General features: G+C 70.4%; 19 protein-coding genes. 10 read left to right on the forward strand and 9 right to left on the reverse strand.

The features are described from left to right. Positions 1 to 157: 157 nt before the first annotated feature. The 8 genes from IEZ09_RS26470 to IEZ09_RS26505 all read left to right on the forward strand — a co-directional run bounded on the left by IEZ09_RS26470 (position 158) and on the right by IEZ09_RS26505 (position 10,567). Positions 158 to 1,180, forward strand: a complete 1,023-nt coding sequence (locus IEZ09_RS26470) for a LacI family DNA-binding transcriptional regulator (protein ID WP_229812978.1) — start codon at positions 158 to 160, stop codon at positions 1,178 to 1,180. 221 nt (positions 1,181 to 1,401) lie between these two features. Continuing rightward, positions 1,402 to 2,682 carry an ABC transporter substrate-binding protein gene (locus tag IEZ09_RS26475; protein ID WP_189256469.1) on the forward strand — a complete coding sequence of 427 codons (1,281 nt, stop codon included), beginning with the start codon at positions 1,402 to 1,404 and terminating at the stop codon, positions 2,680 to 2,682. Beyond that, positions 2,679 to 3,638 carry a carbohydrate ABC transporter permease gene (locus IEZ09_RS26480; protein WP_189256470.1) on the forward strand — a complete coding sequence of 320 codons (960 nt, stop codon included), beginning with the start codon at positions 2,679 to 2,681 and terminating at the stop codon, positions 3,636 to 3,638. The genes IEZ09_RS26475 and IEZ09_RS26480 overlap by 4 nt, the downstream gene beginning before the upstream one ends. Beyond that, positions 3,635 to 4,453 (forward strand): carbohydrate ABC transporter permease, encoded by an 819-nt coding sequence (locus IEZ09_RS26485; RefSeq protein ID WP_189256471.1) that lies wholly within the window; start codon positions 3,635 to 3,637, stop codon positions 4,451 to 4,453. Before IEZ09_RS26480 ends, IEZ09_RS26485 begins: the two co-directional genes overlap by 4 nt. Positions 4,454 to 4,455: 2 nt before the next feature. Continuing rightward, positions 4,456 to 5,835: a GH1 family beta-glucosidase gene (locus IEZ09_RS26490; RefSeq protein WP_189256472.1), complete on the forward strand. Its 1,380-nt coding sequence runs from the start codon at positions 4,456 to 4,458 to the stop codon at positions 5,833 to 5,835. Beyond that, positions 5,832 to 6,851 (forward strand): LacI family DNA-binding transcriptional regulator, encoded by a 1,020-nt coding sequence (locus tag IEZ09_RS26495; RefSeq protein ID WP_189256473.1) that lies wholly within the window; start codon positions 5,832 to 5,834, stop codon positions 6,849 to 6,851. The genes IEZ09_RS26490 and IEZ09_RS26495 overlap by 4 nt, the downstream gene beginning before the upstream one ends. 96 nt (positions 6,852 to 6,947) lie before the next feature. Beyond that, positions 6,948 to 8,975 (forward strand): cellulose binding domain-containing protein, encoded by a 2,028-nt coding sequence (locus tag IEZ09_RS26500; protein ID WP_189256474.1) that lies wholly within the window; start codon positions 6,948 to 6,950, stop codon positions 8,973 to 8,975. Next, on the forward strand, positions 8,972 to 10,567 hold the full coding sequence (locus IEZ09_RS26505; protein ID WP_189256475.1) for a cellulase family glycosylhydrolase: 1,596 nt from the start codon (positions 8,972 to 8,974) through the stop codon (positions 10,565 to 10,567). Before IEZ09_RS26500 ends, IEZ09_RS26505 begins: the two co-directional genes overlap by 4 nt. A gap of 47 nt (positions 10,568 to 10,614) precedes the next feature. On the opposite strand, the gene IEZ09_RS26510 is transcribed toward IEZ09_RS26505, so the two are convergent. Next, entirely contained in the window at positions 10,615 to 11,439 is an 825-nt protein-coding gene (locus IEZ09_RS26510; protein WP_189256476.1) for an alpha/beta fold hydrolase, read from the reverse strand. A gap of 140 nt (positions 11,440 to 11,579) precedes the next feature. Here IEZ09_RS26510 and IEZ09_RS26515 point away from each other — a divergent pair, with 140 nt between their 5' ends. Beyond that, the gene (locus IEZ09_RS26515) at positions 11,580 to 13,205 is read left to right on the forward strand and encodes a response regulator transcription factor (RefSeq protein WP_189256477.1); all 1,626 of its coding nucleotides are present in this window, start codon (positions 11,580 to 11,582) and stop codon (positions 13,203 to 13,205) included. Positions 13,206 to 13,213: 8 nt separating this feature from the next. Here IEZ09_RS26515 and IEZ09_RS26520 read toward each other — a convergent pair whose 3' ends face one another. Next, the gene (locus IEZ09_RS26520; RefSeq protein WP_189256478.1) at positions 13,214 to 13,771 is read right to left on the reverse strand and encodes an NADPH-dependent FMN reductase; all 558 of its coding nucleotides are present in this window, start codon (positions 13,769 to 13,771) and stop codon (positions 13,214 to 13,216) included. An 85-nt stretch (positions 13,772 to 13,856) separates the two neighbouring features. Between IEZ09_RS26520 and IEZ09_RS26525 the strand changes: the two genes are divergently transcribed. Continuing rightward, a complete protein-coding gene (locus IEZ09_RS26525; protein ID WP_229812979.1) occupies positions 13,857 to 14,462 on the forward strand; it encodes a TetR/AcrR family transcriptional regulator in 606 nt (201 codons plus the stop codon). Here IEZ09_RS26525 and larE read toward each other — a convergent pair. From larE to IEZ09_RS26560, 7 genes are all read right to left on the reverse strand, one after another. Continuing rightward, on the reverse strand, positions 14,352 to 15,230 hold the full coding sequence (larE, locus tag IEZ09_RS26530; protein WP_189256480.1) for an ATP-dependent sacrificial sulfur transferase LarE: 879 nt from the start codon (positions 15,228 to 15,230) through the stop codon (positions 14,352 to 14,354). The two genes, IEZ09_RS26525 and larE, sit on opposite strands and share 111 nt — an antisense overlap. Positions 15,231 to 15,493: 263 nt before the next feature. Then, positions 15,494 to 16,645 carry a nickel pincer cofactor biosynthesis protein LarC gene (gene larC / locus IEZ09_RS26535; protein ID WP_189256481.1) on the reverse strand — a complete coding sequence of 384 codons (1,152 nt, stop codon included), beginning with the start codon at positions 16,643 to 16,645 and terminating at the stop codon, positions 15,494 to 15,496. Further along, a complete protein-coding gene (gene larB / locus IEZ09_RS26540; protein ID WP_189256482.1) occupies positions 16,642 to 17,313 on the reverse strand; it encodes a nickel pincer cofactor biosynthesis protein LarB in 672 nt (223 codons plus the stop codon). Before larB ends, larC begins: the two co-directional genes overlap by 4 nt. After that, the gene (locus tag IEZ09_RS26545; RefSeq protein WP_189256483.1) at positions 17,310 to 18,437 is read right to left on the reverse strand and encodes a glycerate kinase; all 1,128 of its coding nucleotides are present in this window, start codon (positions 18,435 to 18,437) and stop codon (positions 17,310 to 17,312) included. The genes larB and IEZ09_RS26545 overlap by 4 nt, the downstream gene beginning before the upstream one ends. After that, positions 18,434 to 19,717 (reverse strand): nickel-dependent lactate racemase, encoded by a 1,284-nt coding sequence (gene larA / locus IEZ09_RS26550; protein ID WP_189256484.1) that lies wholly within the window; start codon positions 19,715 to 19,717, stop codon positions 18,434 to 18,436. Before larA ends, IEZ09_RS26545 begins: the two co-directional genes overlap by 4 nt. After that, positions 19,717 to 20,547 carry an amidohydrolase family protein gene (locus IEZ09_RS26555; protein ID WP_189256485.1) on the reverse strand — a complete coding sequence of 277 codons (831 nt, stop codon included), beginning with the start codon at positions 20,545 to 20,547 and terminating at the stop codon, positions 19,717 to 19,719. Before IEZ09_RS26555 ends, larA begins: the two co-directional genes overlap by 1 nt. Continuing rightward, positions 20,547 to 21,392: a fumarylacetoacetate hydrolase family protein gene (locus IEZ09_RS26560; protein ID WP_189256486.1), complete on the reverse strand. Its 846-nt coding sequence runs from the start codon at positions 21,390 to 21,392 to the stop codon at positions 20,547 to 20,549. Before IEZ09_RS26560 ends, IEZ09_RS26555 begins: the two co-directional genes overlap by 1 nt. Positions 21,393 to 21,419 lie beyond the last annotated feature (27 nt).

Raw genomic sequence — 21,419 nt, forward strand, 5'->3', positions numbered from 1 at the left:
CGCGCCGATCCCACTCCCGGTCTCGTGACCGGATCCCCTCCGCGTCCCCGGCACAGCGTTGTGCCGGGGACGCCTCCGTTGCTGACCGGAGCTGTGGGCGACACGCGAAGTTCGTCCACATTCGAATTGACGCGCGCTGACTCCTACGATGAACGACATGACGGAAATCGACCGGCACCGGCGGCCTGGTTCGCGCATCGAGGAGGTCGCGCGGCTGGCCGGAGTGTCCAAGTCGACCGTCTCCCGGGTCATCAACGACGAGCAGTACGTGAGCGCCAAGTCCCGCGAGGCCGTGCACGCGGCGATCGCCCGGCTCAAGTACAGCCCGAACCAGGCGGCGCGAACCCTGGCGGGCAGCAAGGCCAGCGCCATCGCGCTGATCGTCTCCGAACAGGGCAGCCGCGTGCTCGGCGACCCGTTCTTCGCCGGGGTGCTGCGCGGGGTGCACGCCGAGCTGACCGGGCGGCACATCCAGCTGCTGCTGATGCTGAGCCAGCCGGAAGGGCACGACGACCTGGTCACGTACCTGGCAGGTGGGCACGTCGACGGCGCGCTGCTGGTGAGCCTGCACGGCGACGACCCGCTTCCCGGACGGCTGCGCGAGATCGGCCTCCCGATCGTCGTCGGCGGCCGTCCGCTCGGCTCCACCTCCGTCCCGTTCGTCGACTCCGACAACTTCACCGGCGGTCTCGAGGCCGCGCGGCACCTGGTGTCGCTGGGCCGCGACCGGATCGCGACCGTGACGGGTCCGCGTGACATGGCAGCCGGGCTCGACCGGCTCAGCGGCTGGCGCCGAGGCCTCGGCGAGGCGAAGATGTCCGCCGATCTCGTGGCGGAGGCCGACTTCACGCCGGAGAGCGGCGCGCGTGCGATGACCGAGCTGCTGGACCGGGCGCCGGACCTCGACGCGGTGTTCGTCGCGGCCGACATCATCGCCGTGGGAGCGCTCCAGGTCCTGCACTCGCGGGGCCGGCGCGTCCCGGAGGACGTGGCGGTCGTCGGGTTCGACGACTCGTTGCTGGCGTCGACGGCGACCCCGCCGCTCACCACGGTCCGGCAGGACGTCGAACAGCTCGGCCGCACCATGACGTGGCGGCTGCTGGGCGAGCTCGCCGGGGAGGCAGGACTGCCGCCCTCGTTGCTGTTGCCCACCACCCTCGTGCGTCGCGCCAGCGCCTAGTCGCGCAGGCAGAGACCCCGAATCCGGGCCCAGGTCTTGGGAGCGCTCCCAGTTTTTCAAAACGTGACCCACACTGGAAACCCCGAGGTCACACCGGCGTCGTACGCGGAACCCGCTGCTGCTACCCACGAGTGAGCCTTGACACACTTGTGACACGGCGCGAAACTCCTCCGCATCTGGGAGCGCTCCCAGAATCCCGCCGAGACCAGAGGAGTTCTCCCGTGCGACAGCGTTGGGTCAGCGTGCTGATCTGTGCCGCCGTGTCCGCCGCCGCCACCACCGCCTGCGGCTCGGGAGGGGCCAGTCAGTCCCCGGACGGCAAGACCGAACTGACGATCGCGACGTTCAACGAGTTCGGGTACGAGGACCTGTTCAAGGAGTACGAGGCCGCGCACCCGGACGTGAAGATCACACAACGCAAGACAGGCCAGGGCCAGCCGCACCACCAGAACCTGTTCACCAAGCTCGGTGCCGGTTCCGGTCTCGCCGACATCGAGGCCGTCGAGGAGGGCTACCTGAGCCAGGTCATGGCGAAGGCGAGCCAGTTCAACGACCTCAAGGAGATCGGGCCGCAGATCGAGGACGGCCGGTGGCTCAAGTGGAAGTCCGACGCGGTCACCACCAAGGACGGCAAGCTGATCGGTTACGGCACGGACATCGGCCCGCTGGCGATGTGCTACCGCAAGGACCTGTTCCAGCAGGCCGGTCTGCCCTCGGACCCGGAGGGCGTCAAGACGCTGTTCGCCACGTGGGACAGCTACTTCGCCGCCGGTGACCAGTTCGTCGCCAAGGTGCCGGGTGTCGCCTGGTTCGACAACGCCGCGCAGGTCTTCAACGCCATGCACAACCAGCACCAGGTCGGCTACTACGACCGCGACGACAAGCTGGTCGTCGAGTCCAACCCCGACATCAAGGCCGACTGGGACGCGGTGACGAAGGCGGTCTCGAAGGGACAGTCGGCGCGGCTCGCCGCGTTCAGCAACGAGTGGAACACCGGGTTCAAGCTCGGCAAGTTCGCCACGAAGACGTGCCCGTCGTGGATGCTCGGCGTGATCGAGTCGCAGGCGGGGCCGGAGAACAAGGGCAAGTGGGCCGTCGCCGACGCGTTCCCGAACGGTGGCGGCAACTGGGGCGGCTCGTACCTGAGCGTGCCGAAGCAGAGCAAGAACGCCAAGAAGGCCGCCGAGCTCGCCGCCTGGCTGACCGCGCCGGAGCAGCAGATCAAGGCGTTCAAGGCCAAGGGCACCTTCCCCAGCCAGGTCAAGGCACTCGACGCGCCCGCGCTGCTGGAGCAGACGAACCCCTACTTCAACGACGTCAAGGCCGGTGCGCTGTTCGCGACCCAGGCCAAGAAGGTCACGGCCGCGCAGTACAAGGGCCCGAAGGACGGCGAGATCCAGGAGACGGTGTTCAGCCCGGCGCTGCAGTCGGTGGAACAGGGCAAGAACGCCGACGAGGCGTGGCGCACCGCGGTGCAGGGCGCTGAGAAGGCGGCCAAGTGACCGCCGTGCTTCCTCAGGTCGACCGCGGGCGGGAGCAGCAGCCCCGCCCGCGGCCGGCCCGGCGGTACCCGTTGTCCAAACTGGACAACAAGGTGTCGCCGTACCTGTTCGTCGCGCCGTTCTTCGTGTTGTTCGGCGCGATCGGGCTCTTCCCGTTGCTGTACACCGCCTACGTCTCGCTCTTCGACTGGGAGGTGGGCGCCGACGACCCGGCGTTCATCGGCCTGGACAACTACCGGACGCTGGTCGAGGACGCGCAGTTCTGGCAAGCGCTGTTCAACACCTTCAGCATCTTCGTGCTCTCCAGCGCACCGCAGATCGTCGTCGCCGTGCTGATCGCGGCGCTGCTCAACGAGAACCTGCGCGCCCGCACCGGCTGGCGGATGGGCGTGCTGCTCCCCTACGTCGCCTCGCTCGTCGCGTTGACGATCATCTTCGGCAACCTGTTCGGACCGCAGTACGGCCTGGTCAACACCGTGCTGTCGGCCGTGGGAATTCCGCCGATCGACTGGCAGGCCAGCACCTTCGGCAGCCACGTCGCCATCGCCTCGATGGTCAACTGGCGGTGGACCGGCTACAACTCGCTGATCGTGCTCGCCGCGATGCAGGCGATCCCGCGCGAGGTCCACGAAGCCGCACTCGTCGACGGCGCGGGGCCGCTGCGCCGGTTCTTCAGCATCACGCTGCCGATGCTCAAGCCGACGCTGATCTTCGTGATCGTCACCTCGACCATCGGCGGCCTGCAGATCTTCACCGAACCGAAGCTGTACGAGCCGTCCGGCGGCAGCGGCGGCGGCGCGGAACACCAGTACCAGACCGTCGTGCTCTACCTCTACCAGACCGCGTTCCAGGGGCTCGACCTCGGTTACGCCTCCTCGATCGCGTGGGTGCTGTTCTTGATCATCATCGCCGTCGCCGGACTCAACTTCCTCATCACCAGGAGGGCGGTGCGATGATCAACCGCAGGCCCTCGTTCCTGGTGTACGGGTTGCTCGGCGCCTTCGTGCTCGGCTCGGCCTTCCCGTTCTACTGGTCCTACCTGGTCGCGAGCCGCGACAACTCCGTGCTGACCGGCGACTTCACGCTGATCCCCGGCGGGAACTTCTGGGCGAACGCCACACGGGTGTTCGACACCATCCCGTTCTGGAAGGCGCTGGGCAACAGCTTCATCGTCTCCGGCTCCGTGACCGTCTCGGTCGTGCTGCTCTCGGCGCTCGCGGGGTTCGCGTTCGCCAAGCTGCGGTTCCGCGGCCGGGGCGTTCTCTTCCTCTTCGTCGTCACGACGCTCGCCGTGCCGACGCAGCTCGGCATCATCCCGCTGTACATGGCGATGGCCGAGTTCGGCTGGGCCGGTGAGCTCGAAGCCGTCATCGTGCCCAACCTCGTCACCGCGTTCGGAGTCTTCTGGATGCGGCAGTACCTCGTCGACGCCGTGCCCGACGAACTCGTCGAGGCCGCCAGAATGGACGGCTGCAGCCTGTGGCGGACGTTCTGGCACGTCGGAATGCCCGCCGCGCGCCCCGCCGCCGCGATGCTCGGCGTGTTCACGTTCATGCAGTCCTGGAACGACTTCCTCTGGCCGCTGGTCGTGCTCAACGCCGACAACCCGACTCTCCAGGTCGCCCTGGAGAAGCTGCAGAGCGGCTACTACGTCGACTACTCGCTCGTCCTCGCCGGGACCACGCTCGCCACGATCCCGGTGCTGATCATCTTCCTCGTGCTCGGGCGGCAGATCGTCGCCGGTGTGATGCAGGGCGCCGTCAAGGGGTGAAAATGGAGAACATTGTTTTCCCACAGGGTTTTCTGTGGGGCGCCGCGACCGCGGCGTTCCAGGTGGAGGGTGCGACCGACGTCGACGGTCGCACCGACTCCATCTGGGACGTCTTCTGCCGCGTACCCGGCAACGTCGTGGGCGGCGACTGCGGCGAACCCGCCGCCGACCACTACCGGCGGTTCGAGCAGGACGTGGCGCTGATGGCCGAGCTCGGCCTGAAGGCGTACCGGTTCTCCATCGCCTGGCCGCGGGTGCGGCCGGACGGCGGCGAGGTGAACCAGGCAGGCCTCGACTTCTACAAGCGGCTCGTGGACACGTTGCTGGCGCACGACATCGTGCCGTGGCCGACCCTCTACCACTGGGACCTGCCGCAGACGCTGGAGGATGCGGGCGGCTGGGCCGCCCGCGACACCGCGTTCCGGTTCGCCGACTACGCGACGTCCACGGTGGAGGCGCTCGGCGACCGGCTCAGCACGTGGACGACGTTGAACGAGCCGTGGTGCTCGGCGTTCCTCGGCTACGCGTCCGGTGTGCACGCGCCCGGCCGCACCGATCCGCGCGCGGCCGTCGCGGCGGTGCACCACCTGCTGCTCGGGCACGGGCTCGCCGCCGGCGCCATCCGCTCCGCCGCTCCGGGAGCGCAGGTGGGCATCACGCTCAACATGTACCCGATCATCCCCGTCGATCCCGGGAACCCGGCCGACCTCGACGTCGCGCGCAGGCTCGACGGGCTGCAGCAGCGGATCTTCCTCGACCCGTTGCTGCGCGGCGAGTACCCCGCCGACGTCGTGGCGGACCTCGACCCGTTCGGGTTCAGCGACAACGTGCGCGACGGCGACCTCGACGTGATCTCGGCGCCCATGGACATGCTCGGCGTGAACTACTACACCGAGCACTACGTCAGCTCCTCGCCCAACGGCAGCGTCGACAAGGCCTCGCCGTGGGTGGGCGTCAAGAGCGCCTCGTTCCCGCGCCGTGACGCCCCCAGGACCGACATGGACTGGGAGGTCAGGCCGGACGGCCTCACCGCCGTGTTGTTGCGGCTGCACCACGACTACCCGAGGCTTCCGCTCTACATCACCGAGAACGGCGCCGCGTTCCGCGACCACGTCTCCGGTGCCGGTGCGATCGACGACGTCGACAGGACCGGCTACATCGCGGCGCACCTGCGCGCCGCGCACACGGCGATCAAGGCGGGAGTCGACCTGCGCGGCTACTTCTGCTGGTCGCTGCTGGACAACTTCGAGTGGGCCGAGGGGTACGCGAAGCGGTTCGGCATCGTCCACGTCGACTACGACACCCAGATCCGCACGCCGAAGATGAGTGCGAGGTGGTTCTCCAGAGTGGCACGCGACAACGCGTTGGTCGCGGTCTCATGACAGAAGGCAGGAGTCGGCGCCCCGGCCCGCGCATCGAGGAAGTCGCGCGCGTGGCCGGGGTGTCGAAGTCCACCGTCTCCCGCGTGATCAACGGAGAGAAGTACGTGAGCGAGCGGTCCCGGCAGGCGGTGCACCGCGCGATCGCGCTGCTCGGGTACAGCCCGAACCACGCCGCGCGGACGCTCGCCGGCAGCAAGGCCAACGCCATCGCGCTCGTGATCTCCGAGCAGGGCAGCCGGGTGCTCGCCGACCCGTTCTTCGCCGGTGTCCTGCGCGGCGTCCACGCCGAACTCGCCGGGCGGCACGTGCAGCTCCTGCTGATGATGAACCAGCCGTCGGACGGCGCCGGCCAGATCGCCTACCTCACCGGCGGTCACGTCGACGGCGCGCTCGTCGTGAGCCTGCACGGCGAGGACCCGCTGCCGAGGACGTTGCACGAGACCGGTCTGCCGATCGTGGTGGGAGGCCGTCCACTCGCCGCGGGCTCGTTCCCGTTCGTCGACTCGGACAACTTCAACGGCGCGCTGGAAGCGGTGCGCCACCTCATTTCCCTGGGGCGCGAGAAGATCGCCACGATCGCCGGCCCCGCCGACATGGCGGTCGGCATGGACCGGCTCAGCGGGTGGCGGTGCGGTCTCGCGGAACATGGTCTGGCCGTGAAACTGGTGGTGCACAGCGACTTCACGCCGGAGGCCGGCGCGCTCGCGATGGAGAAGCTGCTGGGCATGGCACCCGACCTCGACGCGGTCTTCGTGGCGGCGGACATCATGGCGCTGGGCGCGATGATGGTGTTGCAGGCACGCGGTTACCAGATCCCCGGCGACGTGGCGGTGGTCGGGTTCGACGACTCGGTGGTGGCGGCGACGGCGGTGCCACCGCTCACCACCGTGCGCCAGGACGTGGAACAGTTCGGCCGCACCATGACCTGGCGCCTGCTCGCCGAGCTCGCGGGCGAGGAGAAGCTGCCGCTGTCGATCCTGCTGCCGACCTCGCTGGTGCGCAGAGCCAGCGCCTGACCGCCGAGCGCCACGAAGACTCCGAACGCCGTCTTGACCCCCAGCGGCCCGATCTGGACTCTGGGAGCGCTCCCAGAAACCGTCGACGAGGACGTGATGCGCATGGCACGCCGCAGGCTTCTCCTGGTGATCGCGCTCGTCGCGGCCTGCCTGCCCGCGATGGCGAGCACCGCGGCCGGAGCACCGGACGCCACGGTCGTGGTCAACGCGAAGGCCGGGCTTGCCACCGTGCCGGACACCGCGATCGGCGTGAACCACGCGATCTGGGACAGCCAGCTCGGCACGAACGCGGTGAACGACCTGCTCGGGGACGCCGGTGTGCGGATGATGCGGTATCCCGGTGGTTCGTACGGCGACATCTACCACTGGAAGGACCACACGGCGCCGGGCGGGTACGTGGCGCCGAACACCGACTTCGACTCGTTCATGGCAGGTGTGCGCAGAGCACAGGCGCAACCGATCGTCATCGCGAACTACGGCACCGGCACACCCCAGGAAGCCGCCGACTGGGTCCGGCACGCCAACATCACCAAGGGCTACGGCGTGAAGTACTGGGAGATCGGCAACGAGCTCTACGGCAACGGCCACTACGGAGCCAACTGGGAGGCCGACAACCACCCCGACAAGAGCCCTGCCGGGTACGCCAGGGAGACCGTCGCGTTCGCCCAGGCGATGAAGGCGGTCGACCCCACCATCAAGGTCGGCGCGGTGCTCACGACTCCGGCGAACTGGCCGGACGCGATCGTCGGCACCGGCGACGCCGCGAACTGGAACCAGACCGTGCTGTCCATCGCGGGGCCGCACGTGGACTTCGTCATCGTGCACTGGTACCCCGGCGGGTCCACGACGGCACAGGTGCTGGCGAACGCGGACCAGATCCCCGACATGATGTACCTGCTGCGTCAGCAGATCAGCCGGTACGCCGGGCCGGACGCGGACCGCATCGGCATCGCCATGACCGAGCTGAACACCACGTACGGCCGCAACACCCAGCCCGGCGCGCTCTTCGCCGCGGAGGCCTACACCTCGTTGCTGGAGAACGGGGTGTTCACCGTCGACTGGTGGAACGTCCACAACGGACCCGGCAAGCCGTCCACAGTGGGCGGTCAGCCCGACTTCGACGACTTCGGCCTGCTCTCCAGCGGTGGGTGCACACAGGAAGGCCCGTGCGAGCCGCCGTTGAACACCCCGTTCGCGCCGTACCACGCGGTCAAGATGCTGAGCCTCTTCGCCCGCCCCGGCGACCAGCTCGTCCGTGCGGGCTCCGGCGATCCGGCGGTCCGGGCGCACGCGGCACGCCGGCCCAACGGTGATCTCGCCGTGCTGCTGCTCAACTCCGACGAGAACAACCCGCGCACGGTCAGCATCGACTACTCCGGCTACACACCTTCTTCTGCCGCGCCGACCGTCCACACCTTCACCAACGGCGCGACCGGGATCGTGACGTCCACGGGCGGCAGTGCCGCCAGCCAGACGCTGCCGCCGTTCTCGCTCACCACGCTCGTGCTGCACCCGTCCGGCCAGGCGACGCTCCCCGCGGCGCCGGGACAGCCGACCGGCTCGGCCACCGACCGGACCGCGACGATCACCTGGCCGTCCGTGCCGGGCGTGGTGAAGTACGAGGTCCACCGCCAGCTCGGCACGACGAGCGAGCAGTGGGGCGAGACGTCCGGGACCTCGTTCACCGCCGGGAACCTCAACCCCGGCAGCAGGTACACGGTCAACGTGCTGGCGCGGGACGCCGCAGGTGCGTTGTCGTGGTCGTCTCCCCCGCTCACCGTCACCACCGGCAGCCCGGCGCAGAGCACCTGCCGGGTCCGGCTGACCAACGTGAGCGACTGGAGCAGCGGGTTCGTCGGCGGCGTCGACATCACCAATACCGGAACCCAGCCGATCACCGACTGGACGCTGACCTTCAGCTGGCCCACCGGTCTGCAGCAGGTGTCCTCCGGCTGGAACGCGACGTGGACCCAGACCGGCCGCGCGGTGACGGTCACCGGCTCCACCCGCATCGAACCGAACGCGACCGTCGGCACCGGCTTCGTCGGCAGCTACACCGGGCCGAACATCCCGCCGACGGCCTTCACGTTGAACGGAACGCCTTGCTCAAAGGAGAGCGAATGAAGCGGCGGCACAAGGTTCTCGGCGCTCTGCTCGCGGCTGTGGTGGCCGCGGGCGGGATGGTCTCCATCGCCACGGCCGGTCAGGTCGCGACGGTGGCGGCGGCCGGCGGCACGGGCACGGGATACCTGCACACCAGCGGGAACAAGATCCTGGACAGCACCGGCGCGACGGTCCGGCTGACCGGCATCAACTGGTTCGGCATGGAGACCGACAACAAGACGTTCCACGGTCTGTGGGCCAGCGTCACGTGGCGCCAGCAGCTCGACCACATGGCGCAGCTGGGCTACAACACCCTGCGGATCCCGTTCTCCAACGACGCCCTGAAGCCCGACGCCAGGGCCACCGGCATCAACGACTACACCAATCCCGACCTGGTCGGGCTGTCCCCGTTGCAGATCCTCGACAAGGTGATCGGCTACGCGGGCCAGAAGGGGATGCGGGTGATCCTCGACCGGCACCGCCCGACCAGCGCGGGCCAGTCCGCCCTCTGGTACACGGCGGGCGTTCCGGAGAGCACGTGGATCAACGACTGGAAGATGCTCGCCCAGCGGTACGCGGGCAACACCACGGTCATCGGCGCCGACCTGCACAACGAGCCGCACGCCGAGGGCACCAACCCGGCGGCGACCGGTTCGTGCTGGGGCTGCGGCGACACCAGCCGCGACTGGCGGCTGGCCGCCGAACGGGCTGGCAACGCGATCCTGGGCGTGCAGCCGAACTGGCTGATCTTCGTGGAGGGCGTGAGCTGCCCGAGCGGCGGGCTGTCGAACGTGTGGGACGGCGACCCGTCCAACGACGAGGACTGCGGCTGGTGGGGCGGGAACCTGTCGAAGGCCGGCCAGTTCCCGGTGCGGCTGTCCGTGCCGAACCGGCTGGTGTACTCGCCGCACGAGTACGCGACCTCGGTCTACAACCAGCCGTGGTTCAGCGCACCGGACTACCCGGCGAACATGCCGGGGATCTGGGACAAGTACTGGGGTTACCTGTACAAGCAGAACATCGCGCCGCTGATGATGGGCGAGTTCGGCACGACGCTCGCGAACCCCGTCGACAAGGTGTGGCTCGAGAAGCTGATGGCCTACACCGGGACCGGCGTCGACGGCATCTCGTTCACCTACTGGTCGTGGAACCCCAACTCCGGTGACACCGGCGGCATCGTCGGCGACGACTGGACCACGGTGAACCAGGCGAAGCAGAACATCCTGCAGCCGTACCTGATCCCGCCCACCGGTGGCGGGCCCGGCCCGACGACGACCACCACGACGGGTGGCGGCGGCACGGGCGGGTGCAAGACGGCGTGGAAGCTGGACAACTCGTGGCAGGGCGGCTTCCAGGGCGCGCTGACCGTCACGAACACCGGCACGAGCGCCGCCAACCCGTGGACCGTGGCGTTCACGCTGCCCAGCGGAGTGACCGTGTCCAACGGCTGGAACGGCACCTTCAGCCAGTCCGGCACCACGGTCACCGTGACGGCGCCGTCGCACAGCCCGTCCCTTGCGCCAGGAGCGGCCGTATCGCTCGGCTTCACGGCCAACGGCACGACGGCAACACCTTCGGCCGTGACGCTCAACCAGGCGGCCTGCACCGCGTGAGACGGTTCCGGCCGCGGTGCCCTTCCGCACCGCGGCCGGACCTCACGTCACACGGTGACGTTGTGCCGCACGATGAACTGGGCGATCTGCTCGGCGACGGCCGCGGGGTTCGTGGTGACGGAGAAGTGGTCTCCACCTTCGAGAACGCACTCCTCGCACCGCGGGAACAACTCCCGCAGGAACGCGCGCGTCGCGGGCGTGATCGCGTTCTCCGGTGCCGTGCTCCACGACAGCACCGGGCAGTCGACCGCCGCCGCGTGCCCGGCCCCGTAGTCCCACCCGACCAGTGCGGACGCTTCTCCTTCGACGAACGTCGCCGCGTCCGCCATCCCCTGCTCGAGGACATCGGGCCCGGCTGCCTTCGCGGCCGCACGCCAGTCCAGGCCCGTCGGCTCGAAGAGCGCGTCGTAAGCGCCCGCGATGTCACCCGCCTGGTAACGACCCGCCATCGCCTCGAACGCCGGCCCCAGCGCACCCAGCAGGTCCGCGTAGTCGCTCGTCACCAGCCAGCTGCTCGACGGCAGCGGCTCGAGCAGGGCCAGCGACCGCACCCGGTCCGGGTGGGCGGCCGCGAGCACCAGGGCGATCATCGCGCCCTCGGAGTGACCCACGACGTGCGCCCGGTCCACCCCGAGGTGGTCCAGCAGCGCGACGACGTCGGCCGCCTGCACGTCGAAGCCGGCCGCTGTTCCGCCGCTGCTGCCGTACCCGCGCCGGTGGTGGCGGATTCTGCGGAACCCGTCGAACGCGGACTGCCCGGCCAGCGGACGGAGGAAGTCCGCCCAGATGGCGCCGTGCACGAACAGCACCGGTTCCCCTTCACCCCGGACGTCGTAGGCCAGCTCGACGCCGTTCACGTTCGTCGTCCTCATCGCACACTCCCTGGTTCGCAGGACTCGTGTGGCGAGCTTCTGCTCCGGGAGCGCCGTCCGGATCGGCATTGGCCGCCAACTGGTGTCCGGGGGCGTGGGTACAACTACCCAATTCCACTGAGGAGGGTCATGCTGAGGGCATGGATGCCGTCGCCACGGCACACCTGACCCGCGCACGGGAGCTGCACCGGGACTCCCGGTGGGAGGAGGCGTGCGGGGAGTACGCGGCGGCGGACGTCGAAGAGCCGCTCGGGGTCGAGGACCTGGAAGCGTTCGCCGAGGCGGCCCAGGTCTGCGCACGGGGTGACGAGGCGGCAGGCCTGCTCCGCCGCGTGTTCGACCTGCGGGTCGCCGCCGGCGAGCTCGACGCCGCGGCGCAGGTCGCGTTCTGGCTGTGGTGGGTGCTGCTGAACACCAACCAGCTCGTCCAGGCGAACGGCTGGCTCCAGCAGACGAGCCGCATCCTGGGCCCGGTCACCAACCCGTGGCTGAAGATCCCCGAGGTGATGTTCGAGAGAACGACGGGCGACCGCTCTCGCGCGGGAGAGCTGCTGGGGGCGATCGTCCGCGAGAACAGCGGCGAGGTGGTGCCCTGGGCGTTGAGCATGTGGGGCCAGACCCTGATCGACGACGGACGGCTCCAGGACGGGCTCGATCGCCTGGAGGAGGCGATGGCCGTGCTCCACGACGACGGTCTGTCGCCGCGGGTCACCCCGTGGATCTACTGCGCCGCCGTCCGCGGGTGCTGTCTGGCCCGCGACTTCGCGCGCGCCCAGGCCTGGAACCGGTCGATGGCCGGGTGGCTCGACTCGCTGAGCAGCCTGGGAGGCGCGTACCTCGGTAACTGCCGCATCTACCGCTCGCGGCTGATGTGCCTGGGCGGCGCCTGGCCGGATGCCCTCGACGAGATCGCCGCGGTCTGCGACGACCTCGACGGCCACACCGGGTGGATCTGCGGCCACGCGTACTACCAGCTCGGTGAGGTCCGGCGGCTGCGCGGCGAGTGGGACGCCGCCGAGGACGCCTACCGCCGCGCGGCGGAGCACGGCTGCCCGATCCAGCCGGGACTCGCCCTCCTCAGGCTCGCCGAAGGGGACGCAGACGCCGCGTCAGCGGGTGTGCGCAGGGCGTTGACCGAGGTGACCTCGCGGCCAGAGCGCATCGACCTGCTGAAGGCCGCGGTCACCATCCACCTCGAGGACGGGAAGATCCAGGCGGCCAGGGACGCGGTGACCGAGCTCGAGGAGATCACGGCGGAGCTGCCGATGCCGGTGATCGAGGCCGAGAGATCCGCCGCCAGGGGCGAACTGGCCCTTGCCGAGGGCGATCCCGCGGGCGCGTTGCCACTCCTGCGGCGTGCCGCCGGCATCTGGGAGGACCAGAACGCCCCGCACGAGGTGGCCAAGCTGAACGTCCTCATCGGACAGGCTTGCCGCGCGCTCGCCGACCACGACGGCGCACGGCTGCAGTTCACCGCGGCCAGGCGGACGTTCGAGCGACTCGGCGCCCGTCCGGATCTGGCAGTGCTCGACCGGATCGGCGCGGCCGAGGCCGGGACGCACGGGCTGACCCGACGCGAGGTCGAGGTCCTCCGCCTCATGGCCAGAGGCAAGGCGAACCGTGCGATCGCCGCGGAGTTGCACCTCAGCGAGCGCACGGTTCACCGGCACGTGTCCAACATCTTCGGCAAGCTCGGTGTCGACTCCCGCACCGCGGCGGTCACGTACGGGATCAAGCACCGGATCGTCGAGATGGGGACCCTTTGAGGTTCAGGTCAGACGGTGGCGGCGGCGCGCGCGGCCAGGCCCTCGATCACCGCGCCCAGCTTCTCGGTGACCTCGGGGTCGTCGACGGGGTGCAGCTCGGCGAACCGGACCACCGAGCCGGGGATCGACAGGGTCAGGTCCTCGGCGACCTCGGCGCCCGCGATCTTGACGGCCTTGCGGGCCTCGTCCTGCGCCCAGACACCGCCGTACTGCCCGAACGCGGTGCCGACGACGGCGACCGGCTTGCCGGACAGGGCACCCGCGCCGTAGGGGCGCGACAGCCAGTCGATGGCGTTCTTCAGCACGGCCGGGATGGTGCCGTTGTACTCGGGCGAGACCAGGAGCAGCGCGTCCGCCTCGGAAGCGGCCTCGCGCAGCTTGACCGCGGCGGCGGGAACGCTGCCCTCGACGTCGATGTCCTCGTTGTAGAACGGCACGGTGTCCAGGCCCTCGTACACGTTGACCTCGATATGCTCCGGCGCGATCTGCGCGGCGGCCTCGGCGAGCCTGCGGTTGTGCGATCCGGCGCGGAGGCTGCCGACGAGGGTGAGGATGCGGACGGCCATGACTTACTCCCGAGTGCAGGCTGTGTGTAACGGTCCTCACCGTAAACGGGACGCGGCCCGTTTACCTTCCCAGTAGGCTGTGAACGTGATCGACAGCACACCTCTGCCCCTCATCGGCGCGGAAACACAGCTCCGCGCGGACGCGGTGCGGAACCGGGCGCGCCTGCTGGAGGCCGCCGCCCGGCTGGCGGCCGAACACGGCGCAGCCGCCATCACGATGGAGTCCGTGGCCGCCGAGGCCGGGGTCGGCAAGGGCACGGTGTCCCGCCGCTTCGGCGACCGCAACGGCCTGCTCCAGGCCCTGCTCGACCACTCGGAGCGGCAGTTCCAGGAGGCGTTCATCAGCGGCCCGCCACCACTCGGCCCCGGCGCCGACCCGCGTGCGCGGCTGCGGGCGTTCGGACCGGCCCTGCTCCGCCACGAACGCACCCACCTGGGCCTCTACCTGGCCGCCGAGCCCGTCGCCGAGCGACGGTTCTCGGTGCCGGCGCAGCGAGTGCGCCACACCCACGTCGCGGCACTGCTGCACGCGGCCCTCCCGGACGCCGACGCCGAACTGCTCGCCCACACGCTGCTGTCGTCAGTCGACGTCGTGCTGGTGGACCACCTCATCCGCAACCACGGCATGTCCCTGGAACGGATCGAGGCGGGGTGGCACGAGCTGGTCGGCCTGATGGTTGAGCGCGCCTGACCGGAACGCCGTGAGCTCGGCACCGTCGAACCCGGCCGCACGGACGACGCCGGCCAGCGCGGCCCGGATCTCGTCCGTGGCGAGCTCCGGGTCGAGCTCGACCCGTCCGACGTCCCCGAGATCGCGCACCCGCAGATCCTTGGTTCGCCGCCCGTGCGCGGCGAGCCAGGCCCGCACGGCCACCTCGGCCCGTTCGACCCTGGCCAGACGCGCGGGCGTGATCGTGAGCCCGTACCGCACCCGGCTCGCCAGACACGGCATCGCCGGTTTGTCCCACGTGGACAGTCCCCACCGGCGGCTCAGGGCGCGGACGTCGGCCTTGCTCATGCCCAGGTCTCGCAGCGGGGTGTGCACCCCGATCTCGTCACCGGCGCGGATGCCCGGCCGGAACGGGTCGACGGCGTCGTCGGCGTTGGTCCCGGTCGCGACCGCCGTCAGCCCGTGCTTCCGCGCCTCGGTCGTGATGGCGTCCAGAACCGTGGATTTGCAGAAGTAGCAACGGTCGCGGCCGTTCGCGGCGTACCCGGGGTTGTCCAGTTCGGTGGTGTTCGGGGTGATGTGGCGGACGCCTTGGGCTTCGGCGAATACCTTGGCGTGCTCGAGTTCCGCGGCGGCCAGGCTGGCGGAGTTGGCGGTGACCGCGAGGACCGCCTCGGGTCCGTTCGCGCGGACGGCGGCGGCGAGGACCAGGGCGGAGTCGGCGCCGCCGGAGAACGCCACGGCGAGTGGGCCGATTTCGGCCAGGCGGGTAACGAGCTGTGTGTGCATCAACGCTCCTCTTTCGGGGCCAAGGCCAGCACGGACCGCCTGGCCACGGCGAGTAGGCCGATCTCGGCCAAGCCCGCAACCCCCCGTGCGTCCATCAACGCTCCCCTTCCGCCGCCACGACCAGCACGGACCGCCTGGCCACGGCGAGTGAGCCGATCTCGGCCAAGCCCGCAACCACCCGTGCGTCCATCAACGCTCCCCTTCCGCCACCACGACAACGACCGCGCCGATCTCAGCCAAGCCCACAACCACCCGCGCGTCCATCAACGCCCCTCCAGGTTGGGCGGTGTCGCCAGCCCCAGCACCGTGCGCAACGGCAACCCCGTCTGCCTGGCCACCGCGACGGCGTCGTCGTACTCGGGCTTGCCGTGGTGCGGGCCGTGTTTGCGTCGCACCGGCATGCCGTGGACGTGGACGACGTCCGTGGTCCGGTCCGCGGCCGTGCGGCGCACTTCGCTGCGCCGCACGCCGAGCGTTCCGGTCTCGGCGAACATCAGACCCTCGATCTCGTCGGCCGTCTCGGGAGTCGCGAGGGCGTGCAGGACGTGTGCCGGTCGTCCCTTCTTCATCACGGCCGGCGTGACCCAGCTGTCGAGCGCGCCCCGGTCGAGCAGGTGGCCGACGACGTAGCCGAGCACCTCGCCGCTCACGTCGTCGAGGTTGGTCTCCAGCAACACCAGGTCGCGCACCCGCGCCGTCGCCACCTCGCCGAGCCGCACGACCGCGATGTTGGGGCGGTCGGGCAGTGTCCGCGTGCCCGCCCCGTAGCCGGTGGCGGTCAGCCGCATCGGGGGTGGCGGGCCGTAGTCGGCGTCCAGTGCGCGCAGGAGTGCGGCCGCGGTCGGGGTGACGGTCTCGCCTCGCAGCGCCGTTCCGGTGACGACCGCTCCTTCGAGCAGCGCCGCCGTCGCCGGGGCCGGGCAGGGCAGGACGCCGTGGGCGGTGCGGACCTCGCCGGTGCCGAGCGGCAGCGGTTCACAGTGGACGGTGCTGACGTCCATCGCGCGCAGGGCGGCCGCCACCCCGACGACGTCGACGAGCGTGTCGTGGCCGCCCAGCTCGTGCAGGTGCACCTCGCCGGGATCCTCGCCGTGCAGGCGTCCCTCGACTTCGGCGATCGCGCGCAACGTCCTGGTGGCGATGTCCGCCACCGTGCGGTCGCGGACGCGGCCGGCCATGGCGATCAGTTCCTCCGCCCTGCGGCTGGTGGCGTCGTCCGACACCGACACGACCGCCCTCCTGGCCGTGATCCCTCGGGTGAGCACCTGCGGGACGGTGAGGTCCCAGCCGGTGAGCCCGGTGTCGGCCACGGCGGCGCGGATCGCGTCCAGCGGTGCACCGGCGTCGACGAGGGCGGCGAGCAGCATGTCCCCGGCCAGACCCGTGAACGGCGAGATGACGCAGACCCGGCTCATCGCGCCACCCGCGACAGCCGGAACGCGGCCATGGCCGCACCGAACCCGGAGTCGATGTTCACCACGGTGATGCCGGCCGCGCAGGACGCGTGCATGGCGAGCAACGCGGTGATGCCCTCCAGCCCCGCGCCGTAGCCGGTGGACGTGGGAACCGCGACCACCGGGCAGGCCACCAGCCCGCCGATCGCACTGGCCAGAGCGCCTTCCATCCCGGCCACGACGATGACGGTGTCCGCGGCGCGCAGCCGGTCCTGCTCGGCGAGGAGCCGGTGCAGGCCCGCCACCCCCACGTCGGTGACGGTGGTGACGGTGAGACCCGCCGCGGTGGCGACGGCCGCGGCCTCGTGGGCAACAGGCTGGTCGGCGGTGCCGGCTGCGGCCACGACCACGGTGAACCCGACCGGTGCGGCTGGGCGCCAGACGAGCAGGCGGGCCTGGGCGTCGTAGGTGCCGTTGCCCACCGCGTCGAGGACGGAGGCCGCTGTCGAGGCGTCGACGCGGGTGGCGAGCACCGGGCCGGTGTTGTGCCGCAACAACGTCTGCGCGATCGAGGCGATCTCGGCGGCCGTCTTGCCGGTGCCGTAGATGACCTCGGGCAGGCCCTGGCGGGCCTCTCGGGCGATGTCCACCCTGGCGAAGCCGAGATCGACCGCGTCGGATCCGGTCATGCCGCACCTCCTCGCGCTACGACGCCGGGCAGCTCCCGCCCGATCTCCGCGAGCAACGCCGGCGCCCTGCCGATCGCGGCATCGAGACTCCCGGCACGATCCAGCAACGACCACGCACCGACCACGCCGATCTCGCGCAGCCGTTCGGCGGAAAGCCGGACGTCACCGGCGACCACCACGACCGGCACACCGTGCCGCCGCGCCAGCGAGGCCACGCCGACCGGGGCCTTGCCGCGCAGGCTCTGTTCGTCGAACCGCCCCTCGCCGACCACGACCAGCGACGCCTCCCGCATCGCCTCCGCAACGCCGAGCTCGTCGAGAACGAAGGACGCGCCCGCAACACGCCGCGCACCGAGAGCCGCCAGAGCCGCGAAGCCGGTGCCACCAGCGGCACCCGCACCGGGCGCGGAGCTCAGGTCACGGCCGATCGCGGCAGCCACCACCGAGGCGAACCGGCGCAGCCCTCGCTCCAGCACCTCCACGTCCCGCGGCGAAGCGCCCTTCTGCGGGCCGAACACGAAAGCGGCGCCGGCAGGTCCGGTCAACGGATTGTCCACATCGGACACGAGAGTCACGCGTGCCAGACGGAGCCGGAAGTCCAAGGTGGACAGATCGATGTGGGCCGCGGTCGTCAGAGCGGCACCTCCCGGACCCACCGGGACGCCGCGCGCGTCGGTGATGACGGCACCCAGGGCTCGCAGCAGGCCCGCTCCCCCGTCGGTGGTGGCGCTGCCGCCCACGGCCAGCACGATGTCCAGGCAGCCGTGGTCGAGGGCGGCACGGATCAGTTCGCCCGTGCCGTGGCTGTCGGCCACGAGTGGTGCCGGGCGGCCCGGCACCACGTCCAGGCCGCTCGCCCTGGCCATTTCGATCACGGCGCGGGCGCCTCGCACGGCGAACGCGGCACGCAGGGGACGGCCGGTGGGTCCGCTCACGTCGGCGTGCACCAACCGGTAGCCGACGCCGGCCAACGCGGCGAGAGTGCCCTCGCCGCCGTCCGCCACCGGTATCGTCACCGCGCATCCGCCCGCCGCGGTCACGCCGACCGCCACGGCCGAGCTGGCCTCGGCCGCAGTGAGGCAGCCGCGGAACTTGTCCAGGCAGATCAGCACCGGGGCGGTCATCGCGGAGTCCCGGCGACGTACGGAATCGTCTGCGGACCCTCTGGCAGCACGCACAAGCGGGCATCCGGGCCCGCCGACGCCAGAGCCTCGGCCACGAAAGAAGAGATGTCCGTGGTTTGGGAGAGGTGAGCACTGGCCAGGTCCGCGTCGCTGAGGTACGAGGTGTGCATGACGACCCGGCACGCGGACTGGATGCGGGCCTGGATCTGCACCTGCCACTGGTCGGGTTCGGTGACCGTGCGCGCGGAGATCGACTCGAACAGCTCGGCGGGCGAGCCGGCCGACGCCAGGACCGCCCGGTACGAACCGTGATCGGGGAAGCCGTCACGGCACTCCGCCGCGCACACGATCGTGCCGCCCGGCTTCACCACTTGGAAGGCCGCCGACATGCCCTTCACCGACTGGTACAGGTTCTGGTCCAGCGGATAGCCGGAGTTGGTCGTCACCACCACGTCGAACAGGTGCGGCACCGGCTGCATCGCGACGCCGCGTGCGGTGCGCACGGCCGAAGCGTGCATCTCGAGCAGGTCGCCGCCGAACGCCGCCACGACCTCCTTGTCCTGGTTCAGGACCACGTCGAAGCCGAACGTCACGCCGGTGGCGGCCGCGATGGCGCGCACGTCGTCGTGCACCGGGTTGCCCTCGATGATCCCCCACGCCGCCTGCGGGTGACCGATCCGGCGGGCGTCGTGCAGCACCAGCACGGTTTCCAGCGCCGCGAGACCGGGTGCGACCAGCTTCGGGCCTCCCGAGAAGCCGGCGAAGAAGTGCGGTTCGACGAAACCGGTGGTGATGCGGACGTCCGCATCGACCCATTCGCTGTTCAGCCACACCGGCACGGAAGCACCGAGCTCACCCATCCACGTCAGGCTGCTCCGGTCACGCGCGTCGTGGTTGACGATCCGGACCGAGTCGACGACCGCGTCACCGAACATCTCGCGCAGCTCGGCCGGGGAGTTGCCCCGGTGCGTGCCGGTCGCGACCAGCACCACGACGTCGTCGAGGTCGACCAGGCCGTCGAGCTCCTCCAGGATCGCCGGGATCATCAGGTGGCGCGGCTGCGGGCGCGTGCCGTCGCAGGCCGAGATCGCCACGGTCTGGCCACGACGCACGCGCTCGCGCAGCGGCGGGCCTGCGACCGGAGCACGTAACGCCTTGCGGAGGATCTCCTGCGGTGGTGCGGAAACCGGGTGGTGGCGAGGAGTCACGACCGTGGTCACCGCCGGATCGCACAGCAGGTCCAGGCCAGTCTCGCCGTAAGCCAGTCGAACCTTTTCCATCAGCGAGTTCCCAACCCGTAGACGCGGGCCGCCGTGCCACCGAAGAGCTCGGAGCGCTCGGCGGCGGACAGACCGGAGCACAGAGCCGAAGCCGCGTCGAAGACCTCGGAGTAGGAGGCGGCGAGCAGACACACGGGCCAGTCCGAACCGACCATCAACCGGTCCGGCCCGAACGCCGCCAGGGCAACGTCCACGTAGGGCTTCAGCGCGTCGACGGACCACTCCGGACCGGCCTCGGTGACGAGACCGGACAGCTTGGCGGTCACGTTCGGTTCCGCGGCCAGCGCCGCGAGGTGGGTGGCCCAGGGTTCGACCAGACCACCGGCGATGTCCGGTTTGGACAGATGGTCCAGCACGAACACCATGTCCGGCACCGCCCGCACCGCCATCAGCGCCGCGGGGAGCTGATGTGGACGGGTCAGCACGTCGTACACGAGCCCGGCGTCGCGCACCGCACGCAGCCCGGCGATCACGTCGGGACGCATCAGCCAGTCCGGGTCGGGCTCGGACTGCACCAGGTGCCGGATGCCCACCAGCCGGTCGCCACCAGGACCCGACCGCAACCGGTCGAGCTGCTCGGCGACGTCGGGCGCGGTCAGGTCGACCCACCCGACAACGCCCGCCACGAGGTCGGATTCGACGGCGAGGAACTCCGCCGTCTCGTCGATGTCGTTCAGCACCTGGACCAGCACGGTGGCGTCCACGCCCGCCGGTTCGGCCACCGCACGCAGGTCCGCGGGCGAGAACGAACGGCGGATCGGGCCGGACAGCCAGTCCTGCGGCCGGGCAGCGAGATCCCACAGGTGGTGGTGGGCGTCGATCCGGCGCATCACGCCTGCCCGATCCGCTGCCGCTGCGCACCCAGACGGTCGATGCTGAGCTCGACCGTGTCACCCTCGCGCAGGTACTCGAAGTCGTTGACGCCGAGCGCCACCCCCGCGGGCGTGCCCGTGTTCACCACGTCACCGGGCTCGAGCACCATGAACTGGCTGAGGTACCAGATGATGTGGTGCACCCCGAAGAGCATGTTCTTGGTGTTGCCGTCCTGCCGGAGCTCGCCGTTCACGCTCAGCTTCAGGCCGAGTGCCTGCGGGTCGCCCACCTCGTCCGCGGTGACGAGCCACGGCCCCAGCGGGTTGAACGTCTCGCAGGACTTGCCCTTCGTCCACTGGCCGCCGCGCTCGATCTGGAACTCGCGTTCGCTGACGTCGTTGGAGATCGCGTAGCCGGCGATCACCGCCGCCGCGTGCTGCGGGCTCTCCAGGTATCGCGCGGTGTCCCCGAGCACGACGGCCAGCTCCACCTCGTAGTCGGTCTTCACGCTCTTCCTGGGCACCAGCACCGTGTCGTTCGGCCCGATGACGGTGTTGGTGTTCTTCATGAACACCACGGGTTCGCTGGGCGGTTCCGCCGACGTCTCCGCCGCGTGGTCGGAGTAGTTGAGCCCGATGCACACCAGGGCACCGGGACGGGCGACGGGCGCGCCGATCCGCAGCCCCGAGGCGTCCAGCTCCGGCAGACCGCTCAGGGCGTCGCGCACCCGCGCGACACCACCGTCCGCCAGGAAGTCGCCGTTGATCTCACTCGTCACCGCGCGCAGATCGCGCACGCGACCGGCGTCGTCCAGCACCGCGGGAACCTCGGCGCCGGGGTCGCCCACACGCAGCAGGCGCATTGCCTACCTCACTCTGTTCTCGTCAGC

This window comes from Lentzea flava (assembly GCF_014648475.1).
GTDB lineage: Bacteria > Actinomycetota > Actinomycetes > Mycobacteriales > Pseudonocardiaceae > Lentzea > Lentzea flava.

Bases quoted from the DNA above. Each gene is read 5' to 3' on its own strand.
- IEZ09_RS26470 (WP_229812978.1), top strand. From the start codon at position 158: ATGACGGAAATCGACCGGCACCGGCGGCCTGGTTCGCGCATCGAGGAG.
- IEZ09_RS26545 (WP_189256483.1), bottom strand. From the start codon at position 18,437: ATGACCGCCCCGGTGCTGATCTGCCTGGACAAGTTCCGCGGCTGCCTC.
- IEZ09_RS26515 (WP_189256477.1), top strand. From the start codon at position 11,580: ATGGATGCCGTCGCCACGGCACACCTGACCCGCGCACGGGAGCTGCAC.
- IEZ09_RS26495 (WP_189256473.1), top strand. From the start codon at position 5,832: ATGACAGAAGGCAGGAGTCGGCGCCCCGGCCCGCGCATCGAGGAAGTC.
- larE (WP_189256480.1), bottom strand. From the start codon at position 15,230: ATGCACACACAGCTCGTTACCCGCCTGGCCGAAATCGGCCCACTCGCC.
- IEZ09_RS26500 (WP_189256474.1), top strand. From the start codon at position 6,948: ATGCGCATGGCACGCCGCAGGCTTCTCCTGGTGATCGCGCTCGTCGCG.
- IEZ09_RS26485 (WP_189256471.1), top strand. From the start codon at position 3,635: ATGATCAACCGCAGGCCCTCGTTCCTGGTGTACGGGTTGCTCGGCGCC.
- IEZ09_RS26555 (WP_189256485.1), bottom strand. From the start codon at position 20,547: ATGCGCCGGATCGACGCCCACCACCACCTGTGGGATCTCGCTGCCCGG.
- larA (WP_189256484.1), bottom strand. From the start codon at position 19,717: ATGGAAAAGGTTCGACTGGCTTACGGCGAGACTGGCCTGGACCTGCTG.
- IEZ09_RS26505 (WP_189256475.1), top strand. From the start codon at position 8,972: ATGAAGCGGCGGCACAAGGTTCTCGGCGCTCTGCTCGCGGCTGTGGTG.
- IEZ09_RS26520 (WP_189256478.1), bottom strand. From the start codon at position 13,771: ATGGCCGTCCGCATCCTCACCCTCGTCGGCAGCCTCCGCGCCGGATCG.
- larC (WP_189256481.1), bottom strand. From the start codon at position 16,645: ATGAGCCGGGTCTGCGTCATCTCGCCGTTCACGGGTCTGGCCGGGGAC.
- IEZ09_RS26510 (WP_189256476.1), bottom strand. From the start codon at position 11,439: ATGAGGACGACGAACGTGAACGGCGTCGAGCTGGCCTACGACGTCCGG.
- IEZ09_RS26560 (WP_189256486.1), bottom strand. From the start codon at position 21,392: ATGCGCCTGCTGCGTGTGGGCGACCCCGGCGCCGAGGTTCCCGCGGTG.
- larB (WP_189256482.1), bottom strand. From the start codon at position 17,313: ATGACCGGATCCGACGCGGTCGATCTCGGCTTCGCCAGGGTGGACATC.
- IEZ09_RS26490 (WP_189256472.1), top strand. From the start codon at position 4,456: ATGGAGAACATTGTTTTCCCACAGGGTTTTCTGTGGGGCGCCGCGACC.